Source organism: Psychroserpens sp., assembly GCF_034670085.1.
Taxonomy (GTDB): Bacteria; Bacteroidota; Bacteroidia; order Flavobacteriales; family Flavobacteriaceae; genus Psychroserpens.
Map to the genome: position 1 here is coordinate 1 of NZ_JAXMOD010000010.1, position 17,325 is coordinate 17,325.

At 32.7% G+C, this 17,325-nt stretch carries 15 protein-coding genes; 8 read left to right on the forward strand and 7 right to left on the reverse strand.

The window, feature by feature from the left end; translation table 11 throughout:
• Positions 1-248: 248 nt before the first annotated feature.
• Genes VOI25_RS14800 through VOI25_RS14815 form a run of 4 tightly spaced genes read right to left on the reverse strand, consistent with a single transcriptional unit; the run spans position 249 to position 4,436 of the window.
• Positions 249-881, reverse strand: a complete 633-nt coding sequence (locus VOI25_RS14800) for a hypothetical protein (protein ID WP_323789866.1) — start codon at positions 879-881, stop codon at positions 249-251.
• Between the two features lie 60 nt (positions 882-941).
• Positions 942-2,117 (reverse strand): tyrosine-type recombinase/integrase, encoded by a 1,176-nt coding sequence (locus VOI25_RS14805; protein WP_323789867.1) that lies wholly within the window; start codon positions 2,115-2,117, stop codon positions 942-944.
• A 31-nt stretch (positions 2,118-2,148) separates the two neighbouring features.
• Positions 2,149-3,837 carry a gamma-glutamyltransferase gene (ggt, locus tag VOI25_RS14810; protein ID WP_323789868.1) on the reverse strand — a complete coding sequence of 563 codons (1,689 nt, stop codon included), beginning with the start codon at positions 3,835-3,837 and terminating at the stop codon, positions 2,149-2,151.
• A complete protein-coding gene (locus VOI25_RS14815) occupies positions 3,834-4,436 on the reverse strand; it encodes an acyl carrier protein phosphodiesterase (RefSeq protein WP_323789869.1) in 603 nt (200 codons plus the stop codon). The genes ggt and VOI25_RS14815 overlap by 4 nt, the downstream gene beginning before the upstream one ends.
• 74 nt (positions 4,437-4,510) lie before the next feature.
• Here VOI25_RS14815 and glmM point away from each other — a divergent pair, with 74 nt between their 5' ends.
• Positions 4,511-5,899, forward strand: a complete 1,389-nt coding sequence (glmM, locus tag VOI25_RS14820) for a phosphoglucosamine mutase (protein ID WP_323789870.1) — start codon at positions 4,511-4,513, stop codon at positions 5,897-5,899.
• 24 nt (positions 5,900-5,923) lie between these two features.
• Positions 5,924-7,429, forward strand: a complete 1,506-nt coding sequence (locus VOI25_RS14825) for an aminotransferase class V-fold PLP-dependent enzyme (protein WP_323789871.1) — start codon at positions 5,924-5,926, stop codon at positions 7,427-7,429.
• A gap of 102 nt (positions 7,430-7,531) precedes the next feature.
• On the opposite strand, the gene VOI25_RS14830 is transcribed toward VOI25_RS14825, so the two are convergent.
• The gene (locus VOI25_RS14830) at positions 7,532-8,422 is read right to left on the reverse strand and encodes a lysophospholipid acyltransferase family protein (protein ID WP_323789872.1); all 891 of its coding nucleotides are present in this window, start codon (positions 8,420-8,422) and stop codon (positions 7,532-7,534) included.
• 56 nt (positions 8,423-8,478) lie between these two features.
• On the opposite strand from VOI25_RS14830, the gene VOI25_RS14835 reads away from it, so the two are divergent.
• A complete protein-coding gene (locus VOI25_RS14835) occupies positions 8,479-9,129 on the forward strand; it encodes a rhomboid family intramembrane serine protease (RefSeq protein ID WP_323789873.1) in 651 nt (216 codons plus the stop codon).
• Between the two features lie 11 nt (positions 9,130-9,140).
• Here the strand turns inward: VOI25_RS14835 and VOI25_RS14840 are convergent, their stop codons facing one another.
• Entirely contained in the window at positions 9,141-10,307 is a 1,167-nt protein-coding gene (locus tag VOI25_RS14840) for a TlpA disulfide reductase family protein (RefSeq protein ID WP_323789874.1), read from the reverse strand.
• 5 nt (positions 10,308-10,312) lie between these two features.
• On the reverse strand, positions 10,313-11,476 hold the full coding sequence (locus tag VOI25_RS14845; RefSeq protein WP_323789875.1) for a TlpA disulfide reductase family protein: 1,164 nt from the start codon (positions 11,474-11,476) through the stop codon (positions 10,313-10,315).
• Between the two features lie 123 nt (positions 11,477-11,599).
• On the opposite strand from VOI25_RS14845, the gene mnmE reads away from it, so the two are divergent.
• From mnmE to VOI25_RS14870, 5 genes are all read left to right on the forward strand, one after another.
• Positions 11,600-12,991 (forward strand): tRNA uridine-5-carboxymethylaminomethyl(34) synthesis GTPase MnmE, encoded by a 1,392-nt coding sequence (gene mnmE / locus VOI25_RS14850; protein WP_323789876.1) that lies wholly within the window; start codon positions 11,600-11,602, stop codon positions 12,989-12,991.
• 174 nt (positions 12,992-13,165) lie between these two features.
• Positions 13,166-14,032 (forward strand): hypothetical protein, encoded by an 867-nt coding sequence (locus tag VOI25_RS14855; protein WP_323789877.1) that lies wholly within the window; start codon positions 13,166-13,168, stop codon positions 14,030-14,032.
• Positions 14,033-14,277: 245 nt separating this feature from the next.
• Entirely contained in the window at positions 14,278-14,844 is a 567-nt protein-coding gene (locus VOI25_RS14860) for a DUF4255 domain-containing protein (protein ID WP_323789878.1), read from the forward strand.
• Positions 14,845-14,954: 110 nt separating this feature from the next.
• On the forward strand, positions 14,955-15,686 hold the full coding sequence (locus tag VOI25_RS14865; RefSeq protein WP_323789879.1) for a hypothetical protein: 732 nt from the start codon (positions 14,955-14,957) through the stop codon (positions 15,684-15,686).
• Positions 15,687-15,707: 21 nt separating this feature from the next.
• Positions 15,708-17,288, forward strand: a complete 1,581-nt coding sequence (locus tag VOI25_RS14870; RefSeq protein ID WP_323789880.1) for a phage tail sheath family protein — start codon at positions 15,708-15,710, stop codon at positions 17,286-17,288.
• Positions 17,289-17,325 lie beyond the last annotated feature (37 nt).

Here is a 17,325-nt window from a genome sequence, read left to right on the forward strand (position 1 = left end):
ATTTCCATTGCCGAATTTGAAAACGAAATATGCTTTCTCGAAGGTTTTGAGTTATCTCCAAATTTTAAAAAGTCAAATATTCCCATAATCTTGGTCAGCATTACACACAACGTGTTCGTGTATGGCTAGTTGCGTTGGCGAGAACTAAGTTAATAAAAGAAAACTAACCAGTAGGAAAATCCGCAGGATTTTCCGAGTACACACAAACCAAGCAATTGGTTATACACGTTGTTGGCAAATCGTTATAATTATTTAAAGAACTTTTTTGATTTTTCCCAAATTTCATATTTACTATGTTCGCCTAAATAATAATAGAATTTACCATCTGGTTTAATCAGAATATAATTTCCATACCTTACCTCATAAGGGAAAAATAACTTCTTAAATAAATTATCTTTATCAGATATCCAATTGATCTTATTTTGATGATAATATTTAAGATTATCAGATTCAGGTGAGTTAATCCAGAATTGATTAATATCAACTATTTTATGAAGATTTTTTAAAAAGTCTTTATCTAAAACATTCCAAGTAGACCTGTATTTGGTGTTTTCTGATTTTTTTGGAAATGCAGTTAAATAATTTATAACAAGATTTTTTGTCGAATCAATTTGTTTTCCACTCAATTCATTCAAATATGATTTTAAAATATTGAAAGTTTTTTTATCTAGTTGACCGAATTTTTGTCTAGTAATTAGAATTCCTATTTGAGTAGTGTCATTTTCAAAATATAAGTCCAAGTTTTTTTTGTAATCTTTCGTGTCTAGAAACTTTTGTTTAGTTATTTGTTCACTGTTTTCATTGTAGAAAATTATGGGTTTTGTTTGTCCAAAAACTTTAATAGAAATCAATAATATTACTATGAAATTAATTATTTTCATTTTTTCCTTTTAATGTTTGCCAACTCGTTATATCTTGATAAAGATACAATTTATCCAATATTATCTTCCCGATATCTTGAACTTTTGTTCCAAACTATCAGCTTTTTTATACTGCTCTACAGCAAGGTCTAACGGACTGCGAATATCTAGTAAATCTTTTCTAGCTACATGCGTATAAATCATCGTCGTCTCAGGTTTTGCATGTCCCAAAAGCGATTGTATATGCCTAATCCCAACTCCGTTTTCTAATAAATGGGTTGCGTAACTATGTCGCAAAGTATGTGGTGTTACTCGAACTTTTAGTCCACATTGTGAAGCTGATTTGTGTAAAAATTTACTAACGCTACTCGAACTATAAGGAAATCCTGGTTTCCCTTCTATGAGATATGTTTCCGGTGCATAAGTATGCATATAATTGTTTAATAATGGTAATAAATGTTCTGCTAATGGTGCATATCTGTCTTTCCTGCCTTTTGCATTTTTAATGATAAACTGCTTTCTGTTTATATTGATATCATCAAGTTTTAAATTGATGAGTTCACTTATTCGTAAACCAGCCGAATACAAGAGTGCTATAATCGTCCTATGTTTTAAATTTTTAGTTTTCGCAATTAATTCTATGACCTCATTCTGTGATAAAACCACAGGAAGAATCTTGTCTCGTTTAGGTCGAACTAAATCTATATCTACAATTTGTGTCGATTTTTCAAATACAATAAACAGTTTTAATGCACTTATAAATTGCCGCTGAACACTGATGCTGAGCTTCCTTTTTATAAAAACATCTTCAATAAACAATTCAACTTCTCTATTGCTTAAATCTTGAATAGCTTTCTCTCTATGGTAATCTATAAAATCAGCGATCTGAAATGTGTAATTCTTTACAGTGCTATCACTGTAGCGCTTTCCTCTTAAATATTTGTAAAAGTTATTGAGTAGTGTTTTTTGTGTGTTGTTTAATTCTCTTTCGGTTTTATATACAACTTTTGTTTTCTTAACTTTCAATTCAAGTTCGCTTTCATTTAAAATGGCGTGACCTTTCAAATAATATCGAATTGTTTCCAGTTTTTGTAATGAATAGGGAAGATACCAGAGCTTTAATACGTCACTCCATTTAGATTCTGGAATTGATTTAACTATATCAACTAAATGCTTATTATAATTGAATTTTATGCCAATTTTAAACTTTTCCTTATAATAGAATTTTATTAAATGTATTTCAGGTTGTGTTTTCATAAAATCCAAATTAGAGAAAATAATCTACATATCAAAATCCAATGGCAGTATCGTCTGCTCTATAATCGGCACCTCCTTCTAGCGTTCCGTCTTCTAAAACCAAAATAGCTTCAACTCTTGCCGTAATTGGCGCTGAAGCTTCATTAATATCGTAACCTTTAGCTTCCAATTGTTGTTTTAACTCTTCGGAAAACAAATCGACTTCCATTCTTATGCGATCTGGTAACCATTGATGATGTAAACGAGGCGCATCAACCGCTTCTTGCATGGTCATATCAAATTCTACAACATTTAAAATAGTTTGTAAAACGGAAGTTATAATGGTTGAACCTCCTGGTGTTCCCAAAACCATATAAAGCGCACCATTTTTTTCAACTATGGTTGGTGTCATTGCGCTTAGCATCCTCTTTTCTGGAGCAATACTATTTGCTTTTCCTCCAACTAAACCGTAAATATTTGGAGTTCCAGGTTTACTGCTGAAATCGTCCATTTCATTATTCAAAAAGAAACCTAAATTATCGATATACAATTTAGAACCATATCCGCTATTTAAGGTTGTGGTTACCGAAACTGCATTTCCAAATGGATCAACAATAGAGTAGTGGGTTGTTTCTTCACTTTCATAACCCAAAATCTCACCATAACTAATCGATGCTGAAGGCGTTGGATGATCAAACGAAAAGCTTGCCATACGTCGACTTAAATACGCATCGCTTAATAATTCTGTTGTTGGAATGTCTACAAAGTCTGGATCACCTAAGAAATAACTTCTATCTGCAAAAGCACGTCGTTCTGCTTCTACCATGACCTGAATACTTTTAACCGAATTATGTCCATAGGATCTCAAATCGAATGGTTCCATCATTTTCATAATTTGAGCCAAGCAAAGTCCACCACTTGAAGGAGGTGACATAGAAATCACATTCAAATCTTTATATTTAAATTCAACAGGATCTCGCCATTTGGCTTCATAACGTTCTAAATCTTCAAGCGTCAAAATGCTTTCTTTTTCATTTAAAAACATAATTATTTGCTTAGCTGTTTCACCTTTATAGAACTCGTCTTTACCGTTTTTGACTATGCGCTTCAAGGTTTCTGCTAGTTGAATGTTTTTAATCGTATCGTGAGCCTTTATATTTCTGGTAAACAAAATGTCTTTTCCGTTGACAACTCTAATTATACTATCGTAATGCTCGAGTTTTGCATGTTGCTTTTCAGTGACTGCAAACCCTTTTTGTGCCAATTCAATGACAGGTTGCATCAAGTCTTTTATTGGTAACGTTCCAAATCGTTCATGAGCAGCAAAGATACCAGCAATAGTTCCTGGAACTCCAACCGAATGCACACCAACTGCACTCTTACCTTTAATGACATTCCCATTTTCGTCTAAATACATGTCTTTATGAGAAGCTAAAGGTGCTTTTTCTCTATAATCTAAAGCTCCAGTTTCACCATCTGCGAGTCTGTAAACCATAAATCCGCCTCCTCCTAAATTTCCAGCATAAGGATATACTACTGCCAATGCCATTTCTGTTGCAAACATAGCATCAAAAGCATTTCCTCCTTTTTTTAAGATATCACTTCCTATTTGTGAGGCTTCTTTTCTTGCAGTAACAACCATTGCATGCTCTGAAATAACACCTCTTTTTGTTACTGTTTTTTGATCTTTACAAGCTAAGACAAACAGAATCATTAGTAGTAAAACAAAGTGCTTTCTCATAAGTTATAGGCTTTAGTAAGTTCAGTCCGTTTAGCATTTGAAGTCGCTATAAGCTCTTCAAAAAATCGAGTAAATTCATCCTCAAATTCAGCATAAAACTCCTTGAGTTCATTGGTTGCTAAATTCATTCCAGACTTATGTTTTGTACGTCTATTCATTCCGTTTAAAACACGTTGAATGCCTTCAACTTCAGCATAGCTTAACAACCAATTGTCAGCAATCATAAAAGGCATTAATTTCTGAAAACGTTCAGGTAAAATGTCGAAATGTGCTTTCAAACTATCATAAAAATTATCAATATATTGTTCTAAAGGCATATCTGAATATTTATGCCAGTTTTTGGCTAAAAAATGATCGTATAAAATATCTACAATTACACCACTGTAATGGCTATAATTCTTATGTAAACGCTTGGTACTTTGTCTTACAATTGGATGTGCATCAGTAAAGGTATCAATGTGACGATGTAATTTTACACCGACTTGAAATTCGGGCGATAGCAATTTGTATTTGTTACCTCTTATAGCATCTGCAACAAAATTGCCAATAGTAATCATCTCGTTTTCTCCTGAAAGGTAAATATGGGCTAGAAAATTCATAGGTGTAATTTACGAATTGTGAGTTAAGATTTACGGATTTGAAATAGTATATTTGCTGAAAATATTAACAATATATGACACTTATAAAATCAATTTCAGGAATTAGAGGAACCATTGGAGGCAATGTAGGCGATAATTTAACACCTATCGATGCTGTAAAATTTGCGTCTGCCTATGGTACATGGATCATGCAACAACGTGATAAAGAGAATTACAAAGTTGTGGTTGGTCGTGATGCTCGAATTTCTGGAGAAATGATTCAGAATTTAGTCATGAACACTTTAGTTGGTTTAGGAATTCATGTGGTCGATTTAGGCCTTTCTACAACACCAACGGTTGAAATTGCTGTGCCAATGGAACATGCTGATGGTGGTATTATTTTAACGGCTAGTCACAATCCGAAACAATGGAATGCCTTAAAATTGTTAGATGCTAAAGGCGAATTTTTGAATGGCGAAGAAGGAGCGAAAATTTTGAAAATTGCCGAAAGTACTGATATGAGTTTCGCTGATGTAGATAGCTTAGGAAAAATAACGATCAATGACGCCTATATCGATATGCATATTGATGAAGTTTTAGATATGGATTTAGTGAATGTTGATGCCATTAAGAAAGCAAAGTTTAAAGTGGTTGTCGATGGTGTGAATTCAACTGGTGGAATCGCTATTCCGTTATTATTAGAACGTTTAGGTGTTCATCCTGTAAAATTGTTTTGTGAACCTAACGGACATTTTCCACATAATCCAGAACCTTTAAAAGAGCATTTAACCGACTTGTCAAAAGCGGTTGTAAAGGAACATGCCGATTTCGGTATCGTAGTAGATCCTGATGTTGATCGTTTGGCTTTTATGGACGAAAAAGGCGAGATGTTTGGTGAAGAGTATACGTTAGTGGCTTGTGCAGATTATGTTTTGAGCAAAACAAAAGGAAATACTGTAAGTAATATGAGTTCTACTAGAGCGTTAAGAGATGTTACTGAAAAACATGGTGGAACTTATGAAGCGAGTGCTGTTGGAGAAGTCAACGTGGTTGCACTCATGAAAAAGAATAACGCTGTCATTGGAGGTGAAGGGAATGGTGGAATTATCTATCCTGAATCGCATTATGGTCGTGACGCTTTAGTTGGTGTGGCTCTATTTTTAAGTCTGTTGGCTGAAAAGAAAATGAATGTGAGCGATTTGAGGGCGTCGTATCCAAATTATTTTATGAGTAAGAAGAAAATTCAACTAACACCTGGTTTAGATGTTGATGGAATTTTGAAAACGATGGAAGCTAATTATGCTCACGAAAACTTAACGACAATTGATGGAGTGAAAATTGATTTTGCTGATTCTTGGGTTCACCTAAGAAAAAGTAATACAGAACCAATTATTCGTATTTATACGGAAGCGCCTTCTCAAAATCAAGCAGATACGCTTGCTGACCGAATTATTTCTGAAATTAAAGGGATTGCAAATATTTAGTATCTTTAAACGAATAAACCAATTATGATGACTGTCGAAACTAAAGTCCATACAGCTTCTAACCTTGAAGAACATTTTCAGAATTTTAGGAAGCACATTATTGGTATAGATCAAGAGTTTGTATCACCTTTCGGTAGAAAAAAAATTATATATACAGATTGGACTGCTTCAGGTCGTTTATACAGACCAATTGAAGAAAAAATATGTAATGAGTTCGGACCATTTGTGGCTAACACACATACCGAAACAACCGTTTCTGGTACTGCAATGACCAAAGCCTATCATGAAGCGAAACACATCATTAAAAAGCATGTTAATTGTAATGAAGATGATGTTTTAATTGTTTCTGGAAACGGAATGACTGGTGTCGTAAATAAGTTTCAGCGTATTCTCGGACTTAAGGTTCCTGAAAATTTGAAGAAGTATACAGACATTCCGAATGAAATTCGACCAGTAGTTTTTATTTCACATATGGAACATCATTCTAATCAAACCTCATGGTTAGAAACGATTGCTAAAGTAGAAGTAATTCCTCCAGATAATGACGGATTATTCTGCTTGAAAAATCTTGAAGGACTTTTAGAAAAATATAAAGACTGTACTTTGAAAATTGCTTCAATTGTTGGAGGCTCTAATGTCACTGGAATTCAGACACCACATCATAAAGTTGCCGAGTTAATGCATAAACATGGAGGTGTTTGTTTTGTTGATTTTGCATGCTCTGCACCTTATGTGCATATTGATATGCATCCCGAAAATGAAGATCAAGCATTAGATGCTATTTTCTTTTCACCTCATAAATTTTTAGGCGGACCAGGAACTTCTGGTGTTTTGGTGTTTAATAAGAAATTGTATCACAATATGATTCCTGATTGTCCAGGAGGAGGAACTGTTAGTTGGACTAATCCTTGGGGAGAACACAAGTATATTGATAATATAGAAGACCGTGAAGATGGTGGAACTCCAGGTTTCCTTCAAACCATTAAAACAGCACTTGCTGTGAAGCTTAAGGAGGCTATGGGAGTTGAGAATATCTTGAAGCGTGAGCATGAACTTACAGAGATTATTTTCAAAGAACTATCTGATATCGAAAACATCAAAATACTTGCAGGTCAGCATCAGGATCGATTAGGTGTTATCTCATTTTATATTGATGAGTTACACTTTAATTTAGGTGTGAAGCTTTTAAATGATCGCTTCGGAATTCAAACACGTGGAGGTTGCAGTTGTGCTGGAACCTATGGACATTTTTTGTTACACGTAGATCAAAAAACAAGTCATGAACTCACTAGTGAAATTTCTATTGGAGATTTGATTAGAAAACCAGGTTGGATACGCATGTCAATTCATCCAACAACCACAAATGAAGAAATGAATTTTGTTTGTAAAAGCATTAAATCATTGGCCAAACATCATAAAGAATGGGCTAAAGATTATGAGTATATTGGCTCAAATAATGAATTTGTACATCATGCTGTTAAAAATGACGTGACTCAAGATGCTACCGTTAAATCTTGGTTTAATTTGTAAACCTTGTCATTCCAAAATGTCACACTGAGCGCAGTCGAAGTGTAAAGTGGAATTTATTTTGCCAAACGGAAAATTCAGTATAAACCTTAGGAATGACAAATGTTATTGAAATTCTGGAGGAACGTCGTTTCTGTATTTCCAACGTTTGTGTGTCCACAAGTAGTATTCTGGAGCTTCATAAATTTGCTTTTCTACAAGTTTTAAAAAGATATCTGTTATCTCGTAGTCTTTGAATTCATTTGGTGTTGTCGTGATGGTTTCAAATGTGGTTTCATAATACCCTCTTCCAACTTTCTTAACTCTAAAAAAGACCACAGCCATATCTAGTTTTTTGGCAAGCATTTCTGCACCAGTATGAACAGGAACTTTAATATTCATGAATTCATTCCAATGAAACGCTTTACGACGTCTTGGTGATTGATCTGATATGAATCCGTTGATGGTTAATTCGCCCTTTCTTTTAGCTTCTACCAAAATTGGTACTGTTTCTTTAGTGGTAATAAGAAAACTGTTATATTTTGCTCTAATCCGTTTAACTAATCTGTCAAAATATTTGTTTTCAATGCGCTTATAAACAGCATAACCTTTAGATTTTATATGCGTTTGTAAAATGAAAATCCATTCCCAACTTCCATAATGCGCGCACATTAAAACGATACTTTTGTTGGTGTCTTCTATTTTATGAATCTCTTCTATATTGGTGAATGTAAATCGCTTTTTCATTTCGGCTTCAGAAATGGTTAATGATTTAATCGATTCGACAACCATATCACTTAAATGATGGTAAAACGTTTTTGTAATGGCTTTGATTTCCTCTTCAGTTTTTTCAGGAAAAACAAGATTTAAATTGTTTCTAACGACTTTCTTTCTATAGCCTACTATGTAATACAACAAAAAGTAAAGTCCATCAGAAACAGCGTATAAAAGTCTGAATGGTAATATAGAAACGATCCATAAAAAAGGATAAATTATAATGTAAACTAGAAATTGCATTTATATACCTTAGATTTGCAGAAGCAAATATATGTATAATTTAATGTTTAAAGTCTATGGGTAACTTAAGTTTGGTCACCATTGTAATAATTGCAGCCAATGTATTAATATCTTATAAAGGTTTTAATGATTATGGTTTTTTTGAACGCTATAAATTTAATGTCGGTAGCGTGAGAAGAGGTGAACAATTTAGAATGTTTAGTTCTGGGTTTTTGCATGCAGATACATCACATTTGTTCATGAATATGCTGACACTTTATTTCTTTGCAGATGGCGTGATTTTTTCAGTAGGTGAATTTAATTTTGTGGTGATTTATGTGATTAGCTTGTTACTAGGAAGTTTACTCTCCTTATATTTTCATCAAAATGAATATCAATATAGTGCCATAGGAGCAAGTGGAGCAGTCACTGGTGTTTTATATGCTGCCATTCTGTTAGATCCGAGTATGAGCCTGTATATGTTTTTTATTCCAATTCCTATTCCAGCTTACGTATTCGGAATAGGTTACTTGTTATATTCTATTTATGGAATGAAAAATAGAGTAGGTAATATTGGTCATGATGCCCATTTTGGAGGTGCTATTGGTGGATTGGTTGTGACATTAATTTTAGTGCCAACACTTTTTCGAACCGATTTGCTAATGATTGGTCTTCTTTGTATTCCAATACTCATTTTGTTTGTCATGCACAAAATGGGAAAAATATAGTTTAGGTTAAGCTAATCGAGCAACTCTTTTAATTTCTCTTCTAAAGAAATTCCAGAAAGGTTTTTAGCAACAATAATACCTTCACTATCAAGCAAAAAGGAAGCAGGAAGAGATCTTATACTATAAGCTTTTGAAATGGTATCGTTAAAGTAATTAAGGTTAGAAACTTGATTCCAAATAAGTTGATCGTCTTTTATTGCTTTTTTCCAATCTGATTTTGGATGCGTCTGTTTCGTATTTCCATCTAAAGATACACCTATCATCTCCAAACCTTTATCATGATATTTTTCATAAATAGCTACTAATCGTTTATTATCACGTCTAGACGCTTTATACCAAGATGACCAGAAATGAACAAGGGTGACCTTTCCTTTAATCTTGTTTAGTTCAATCGTTTTTCCATTAGGACTAGGAGCCGAAAAATTAGGTGCTATTCGTCCAACATGAGTAGCTGCTATAATTTCATATTGCTTTCTAATTTCAGGAATACTTTTAGCAACACGTTTACCCAAGTTTGAGTTTTTAAGATCTTCATTAATGGCATCAAAAGATGAAACAATCAGACCTTTGTCGGATGTGTTTCTTCTAATCATTGTATTTAGTAACACTAGACCATAAGGGTTATCTGTATTGTTTTGAATAAACTCATGAGGAAACTGTGCTATGAGGTCCTTTAAGTGACTAACCTTATCAGACATGCCAACAACACTTTCTTTATTAATAATCATCTGTCTATAACGTTCACTAGTCTTATTAAGAGAATCATTTAAGGCTTGTAATTGTTTATTGAATGCTGAGATTGCATTATTGTAATCAGTACCTTCAATTTTTGATTGCTTAATATCGTCTTTATTAACGACTATGGTTAAGTTGGCATTAGCAATTACAAATGGAAACGAATCATCTAAACTATCAACCTCAAGAAACCAAGCTTCAGTACTATCAATTTTGCCCTCGAAACGAAAAACCTCATTCATAATAATGGCTGTATCTCTAACTTTTAAAAATCCTTTGTCGTTGGTAGATTTTAGATAAGTTCTTAAACCATTAAACATACCAGGAGCTGTTCCAGAAATCACATAACCATCAGTTGTTGTTTGAATAGGTTCTGATTTAGTTTCCTCTTTACACGAAAAGATGATTAAGCAAATTAGAACGCAATAAATTGGTGTCTTCATTTTTTTTAGTTTAGGTATTCTGCAACTTTTTGTTCAAGTGCAGGACCTCTAAGGTTTTTAGCAACAATTTTACCATTTTCATCCAATAAGAATGTTGCTGGAATAGAACGTATATTATAAGCTTTAGCAACAGGATCATTAAAATAATTTAGGTTAGACACATGACTCCAAGTTAGTTTGTCGTCTTCAATAGCTTTCATCCATGCGGCTTTTGGATCTTTCTGATTTCTACTTCCATCAAGAGAAACACTTATGATCTCAAGACCCTTCTTATGATATTTCTCATAAACCTTTACCACATTTGGGTTTTCCATTCTGCAAGGCTTACACCATGATGCCCAAAAATCGATAAGGGTTAATCTTCCTTTTACATCCTCTAAAGCAAGTGTCTTTCCATCTGGAGTTGGTGCTTTAAATGAAGGCGCAATTTGTCCAATTTCTGTAGCACCAACTGCTGCCTTTTCTAACTTTTTTATATTCACTAGCGTTTTAAGAGAATTTGCTGCAACAGAATTTTGTAACTCATCACTTAAACCATCTAATGTAGATTCGATTTTATCATAATCTGCCGTTTTAGCTTCAGCTAATTGTTGAAGAAGAACTATAGAAAAAACATTGTCTTTATTTTTATTAATGAATTCATAAGGTAAATTATCTGATTGTTGCGTTATATCTTTCAACTTAGACTGCAGGTCATTTGCATTTGTGGCCATGTCTTTTTGTTTAATAGCACGTAATTGTCCAGTAATTTGATAACGTTTCGCAGTTAATTCTTTAGACTTTTCGTTATATAAATTTAGGGCAGTATTAGCCTTAGTGCCACTAATTTTTGAGCTGTTTAAATTGTCTTTATCAATGGTTACATTTATGTCACCATTCTCAAGAATTAAAGGAATAGATCCTTTTACGCTGTTGATAGTTAGGTTCAGCATTTTAGGTTGTTCAATTTTGCCTTCAAATACAAATTTTTCATTCATAACAATAGCTGTATCCATTGCAATTTTCCGTCCTCGTTCATCAGTCGTTTCTAGATATGCTCTAATGCCATTGTACACACCAGGAGCAGTTCCTGTAATATAATACCCATCTCTTTTAACGGTTTGTTTTTCTTCTGTTTTACAAGACGTAACTAGTAAACATAATACTAGAATTGAAATAATATGTTTCATGATTTTTATTTTTTAGACTACTACAAATATAATAAGTCCATTGATAATAAAAACTTAAAGAACTTTTATAAAATGCTTTATAAAATTAAAATTGCAATACTTTTGTAAAAAAAGTATTCTATAATGATTCATCAAGATACAATTGTTGCCTTAGCTACTGCCGCTGGAAGCGGTGCTATTGCAGTGATTAGACTTTCTGGAGATAAGGCGATTACTAGTGTTGATGCACATTTTAAATCGGTAACAAATCAAAAAGCACTTTTAAATCAACCAACCCATACCATACATTTGGGACATATCGTAGATAAATCAAGAGTTATTGATGAAGTTTTAGTTTCAGTATTTAAGAATCCAAATTCTTATACAGGTGAAGATGTTATAGAAATATCATGTCATGGTTCCAATTATATTCAGCAAGAAATTATACAACTATTTCTAAGAGAAGGTTGTCGTATGGCGAATGCAGGAGAATTTACCTTACGAGCATTTTTAAATGGAAAATTAGATTTATCGCAGGCTGAAGCTGTTGCAGATTTAATAGCAAGTGATAATGAAGCATCACATCAAATAGCCATGCAACAAATGCGTGGTGGTTTTTCTTCGGAAATAGCAAAACTTAGAGAAGAACTTCTCAATTTTGCCTCATTAATTGAACTTGAATTGGATTTTGCTGAAGAAGATGTAGAGTTCGCTGATCGATCACAATTTAAAGCATTGGTCGAGAGAATCACGTTTGTTCTTAAGCGCTTAATTGATTCCTTTGCAGTAGGGAACGTTATTAAAAACGGAATTCCTGTGGCCATTGTAGGCGAACCTAATGTTGGAAAATCGACATTATTAAATGCCTTATTAAATGAAGAACGTGCCATAGTTTCTGAAATTGCGGGAACAACAAGAGATACTATTGAAGATGAAATTTCAATAGGAGGAATAGGATTTCGATTTATTGATACTGCAGGAATTAGAGAAACAAAAGATGTTGTTGAAACGATAGGTATTAAAAAAACATTTGAAAAAATTGATCAAGCTCAAGTCGTTATTTACCTATTTGATGCCCATGATTTTAAAGATCAGAGTTCTATTTTAAAAGTTGAATTAGAGAAAATCAAGAATAAATACCCACAAAAACCACTTCTTGTAATTGCTAATAAGATAGATAAGGTCGATGATATACTAATCTCGAAAATACAATCTGAAATTCCAGATATAAAACTATTATCAGCAAAAACGGGCTTTGGCGTAGAGCAGTTGACCAATTCGCTACTAGAGTTAATAAATACTGGTGCATTAAGAAATAATGAAACTATAGTGACGAATTCCCGTCATTATGATGCCTTATTGAAAGCCTTTGAAGAGATTCAGAAGGTTAAAAACGGATTAGAAACTGGGCTTTCAGGTGATTTATTAGCCATAGATATTCGACAAGCCTTGTATCACTTTGGTGAGATTACAGGAGAGATTACCAATGATGATCTGTTAGGTAATATTTTTGCTAACTTTTGTATTGGAAAATAACTTTTTAAAGTGGCATAAATTAGTATTTATTTTCATATCTTGTTTGTCCCTATGTTTGTTCAAAACATTATTCCCTAAAATAAAAATACGAAGTAACTCAAGAAATTAAGGTCTGTTGACAGCTAACCTTTTAATTATTTTGACCTCATATTACTGAGGTCAGAACTTTGTATAATGCATGATAAAACCATTTTATTAGGTTGTGATGACACTTCAAAATTGTCACTGATTTTGCAGTGCCTAAAAGGAACGTCAAATAATAATTATATTTCTGCTATTCGAATTTCCGATCTAGTTAATATATTAAAATCAATAGAACCATCTTTAATTATATTGAATTTCAGAAATAATCAACTGGCATTAAATGATATTATTGCTTTTTTGAAAACCCAAAAAACACCAATCATCTGTTTAACAAATGATAATAATGTACTTTATTGGGAAAATAATCATATTGTATTTACATTACCTTTCTCCTATGCTATAGAACAAAAAGCACTTAAGCAAGGCATAGGTTCAATTCTGAATCTAAAGAAGCATATATCAAAAAGAAATTTGAATCAGCCATTTATTAAACATGAAGCAAGGACTAAATTTGTTTATCATAATAAAAGTCTGACTAGATATGTTATGGAATTAGATCAAAAAAAGGTGGCTCTAAAAAAAATAAAAGATAATCTATTAAGACTCTATGGAGAAGTCGATGCACCTATTAAATCAAAATTAATTTCAATTGTCAATTCTATTAAATCCTCGACAGGTGACAAAAAACATTGGGATGATTTTAAAATTTATTTTGAAAATATAAACCCTGGATTTGTAAAAAAAATAAGTAAAAAGCACCCAAGTCTAACTTCAAAGGATATTAAATATTGCTGTTACCTTAAAATGAATATGTCTAACGATGATATAAGACATATATTAGGGATTAATAAGGAAAGTGTTCGAACACATAAATTTAGGCTAAAAAAGAAGCTTGCGTTATCTAAAGAGCAAGATTTAAGAACATATACAAGATCGTTTGAAAAACAACAAGCCTAACCGTAAAATTACAACTCCATATTACTTTTTGTCTGACACATTATAATCACGTATCAAATTATTAATTATACCTAATAATTACTATGTATTTGCTTTTGTCTACTTTTTGTCTACGGTTTTAACTAATGATCAAAAAATGTAAACGTTTAGTCACGATCATTTCCTAAAAATATAAAAGCTCTGTCTCTAATTTTACAATGTGAATATTGAATACAATTTCAGTATAAACATGAACTTCAATTTAGATGATAGAGAAAGCAATACAATTTACGAAACAAGCATTTGAGCAATATCTAAAAAATAAGATGTCCTTACATGAAAGTTTCGTTGCTGTAAATTCTGTTATTCAACCTGATGGCTCGTTGACAAAGTCGACAAAGAATAAAGTGATTCTTAGTCTTATTAATATTGTACGAGAAACCTCTAAGCCTTTTAGTTATAGAAATAAAAGATTAGATACAGGTTATTCAAATACAGTTCCACCCGAAAAATATAACCTTGATGTATTAGTGTCATCTAATTTTGATGACTATTCTGAGTCACTTAAGTTTTTAAATGAAGCTATATTATTTTTTCAAATAAACGCTTCTATAAGTTCTGAAACGAATTCTAATATACCTACAGGTATTGAAAAATTAGAATTTGAATTAGAAACCATAAGTTATCATCAAATGCATAGCCTTTGGAATGCTATGGGAGCAAAATACCAACCTTCAGTAATCTATAAAATGAGATTACTCACATTAGACCCTAATCAAACTAGAGGATTCATTCCAGAAATTATAGAAACTTCAAATATGATTGGTCAATGAATGTTTTAAACTATAATAAATTATTTGTTTTGAAAGCTACTCATTCGTTTTTCAAAAATAATAAATGCAACACTTTTAAATTTAGTCAAGCTGAGAATTCGAAAATTCTAATGCAAAGATATGGCTTCATACTTGACCTTTTAGATGATGGGTTTGGTTTTTACACCAATAAGCAAACTAATTTAGTAGAATTACTTACGTACATAAAAAAGGGAACAGATGAACATTATTTTGATTTTCATGTAAACCTAACTGACAGTAATTTTTTCAATTATACAGACTTGCCATTAGATTGGAGCGGAACACTATTTTATGATAGTCAATCTCAAAAGAACCTAACTGAAACCAATAACATTACACTTAAGCCAGAATTATCAGTCATAAACAATTTAGGCTTTTTTGCCAATATTAAAATTCACTTTGACACAGTCATCAACTTGTATAATTCTAAAAAAGTAGCACCAGTATTCAATCTCAATTTTAAATCAAGAGCCAGTATCTGGGAATATTACATAATTGATAGAACATCAATAACTGGAGAGGATATAACTATTGTAGGAGCTCCTGATATTCAGTTTATAAAACACAAAAACGTAAGGCTTTTTAATGGTGAAACAGCGGTGAAACTAACTTCAAATCGTGGAATCGCATTTTCTCAATATCCAATGTACAAATTTAATCTTGTTAATCTTGATAGGCGGCCTAATGGCAACGGAATTAATGTAAGATCTGAAATAAATACTATAGTTGAAGGATTGCCAAACCCATCATTAAGTCAAATCGACATAATTGATTTCAAAGGAAAAAAAACGGTGAGTTCACCAATATACATATATGTTTAATAATTAATAAAAAATAAATTTATGAATTTAGCTAATATTCAATCTCCAGGAGTTTATATCAATGAGGTGAATGGTTTTCCGAATTCTGTAGTTCCAGTAGCTACAGCAATTCCAGCATTTATTGGGTACACACCACAAGCATTATACGAAGGGAAATCGTATACGAATGTTGCACAAAAAATCACATCATTCGCAGAATTTCAAGCATTTTACTGTTATCCAGAGCCACAAGCTCCTGCAAACCCAGTAAAGCAATACAGTCCAGAGTATTATTTGGTCAAACAAAAAAGTCAACCAGATAAAGGTGATTATGTACAAATAGATGGCAGTTATTACTCTATAGTTCCAGATCCAAATACAATATATTATTTGTATAACAGTGTACGACTTTTTTACGAAAATGGAGGAGGAGATGCTTATATAGTTTCAGTTGGAACTTATGGAGCGCCAACAAAAAAGCCAATGACACCAGGTACTCAAATTGTAAATACCAATGTGGAATTGAATGATTTATTAAAAGGTTTAGCCATCTTAAAGAATGAAGATGAACCAACGATGTATATATGTCCAGAAGCAACATTGCTCACTGTAGCAAATAATGCAAACTTAATGCAAGAGATGCTTTTACAAAACACTCAGATGCAAACTGCAATTAGCATTTTTGATATTATTGGAGGCAATGATCCAGACCCAATTCTTTATACAAATGATATAGAAACCTTTAGAAACAGTACAGGTGCAGAGGGATTGAACTACGGAACAGCTTATTATCCTTTTATTGAAACATCATTGATGCAAAATACAGATATTGATTATACCAATTTATTTGGTGGTGATTTAAAACAGTTGGCTCCAATCATTAATCCTGCTGATAGCCCAAATCAAAGTGTAGCTTCTATATTAGCCAAAATTGAAAACCCTTCTGGAACTGCCTTAAGTATCAAGCAAGGTAATAATGCACTTTTAACAGCAAGCAAAACTTACACTAACATCATTAAGCATGTTTTGAGCGATGCTAATACTTTGCCTCCTAGTGGTGGAATGGCAGGAGTTATCACCACTATTGATAATCAAGTTGGTCCATGGCAAGCACCTGCAAACACTTCAATAGTTGGTACTGCAAAATTACCAATTAATTTATCTGAATCTCAGCAAAGAGATTTAAATGTAGATGCAGTCTCTGGTAAATCTGTTAATGCCATAAGGAAATTTAATGGACTGGGCTTTCTAATTTGGGGAGCAAGAACTTTAGATGGTAACAGCCTTGATTGGCAATATTTATCAGTTAGAAGAACTCTAATATTCATTGAGCAATCCTGTAAATTAGCAACAAGAGCTTATGTTTTTCAACCAAATGACAAAAATACTTGGGAAGGTGTTAAAGCAATGATAGGTGGCTTTTTAACTGGTATTTGGAAACAAGGAGGTCTTGAAGGAGCAGTTGCAGCCAACGCGTTTCAAGTAGAATGTGGATTAGGATCTACAATGACAGGTTTAGATCAATTAAAAGGCATTATGCGAGTCTCTGTAAAAGTAGCCGTAACGCGTCCAGCAGAATTTATAATTCTAACCTTCGAACAAGAAATGGCAACATCAAGCTAAACAAAAAATCAATTTTAAAATTAATATAAAACTATAA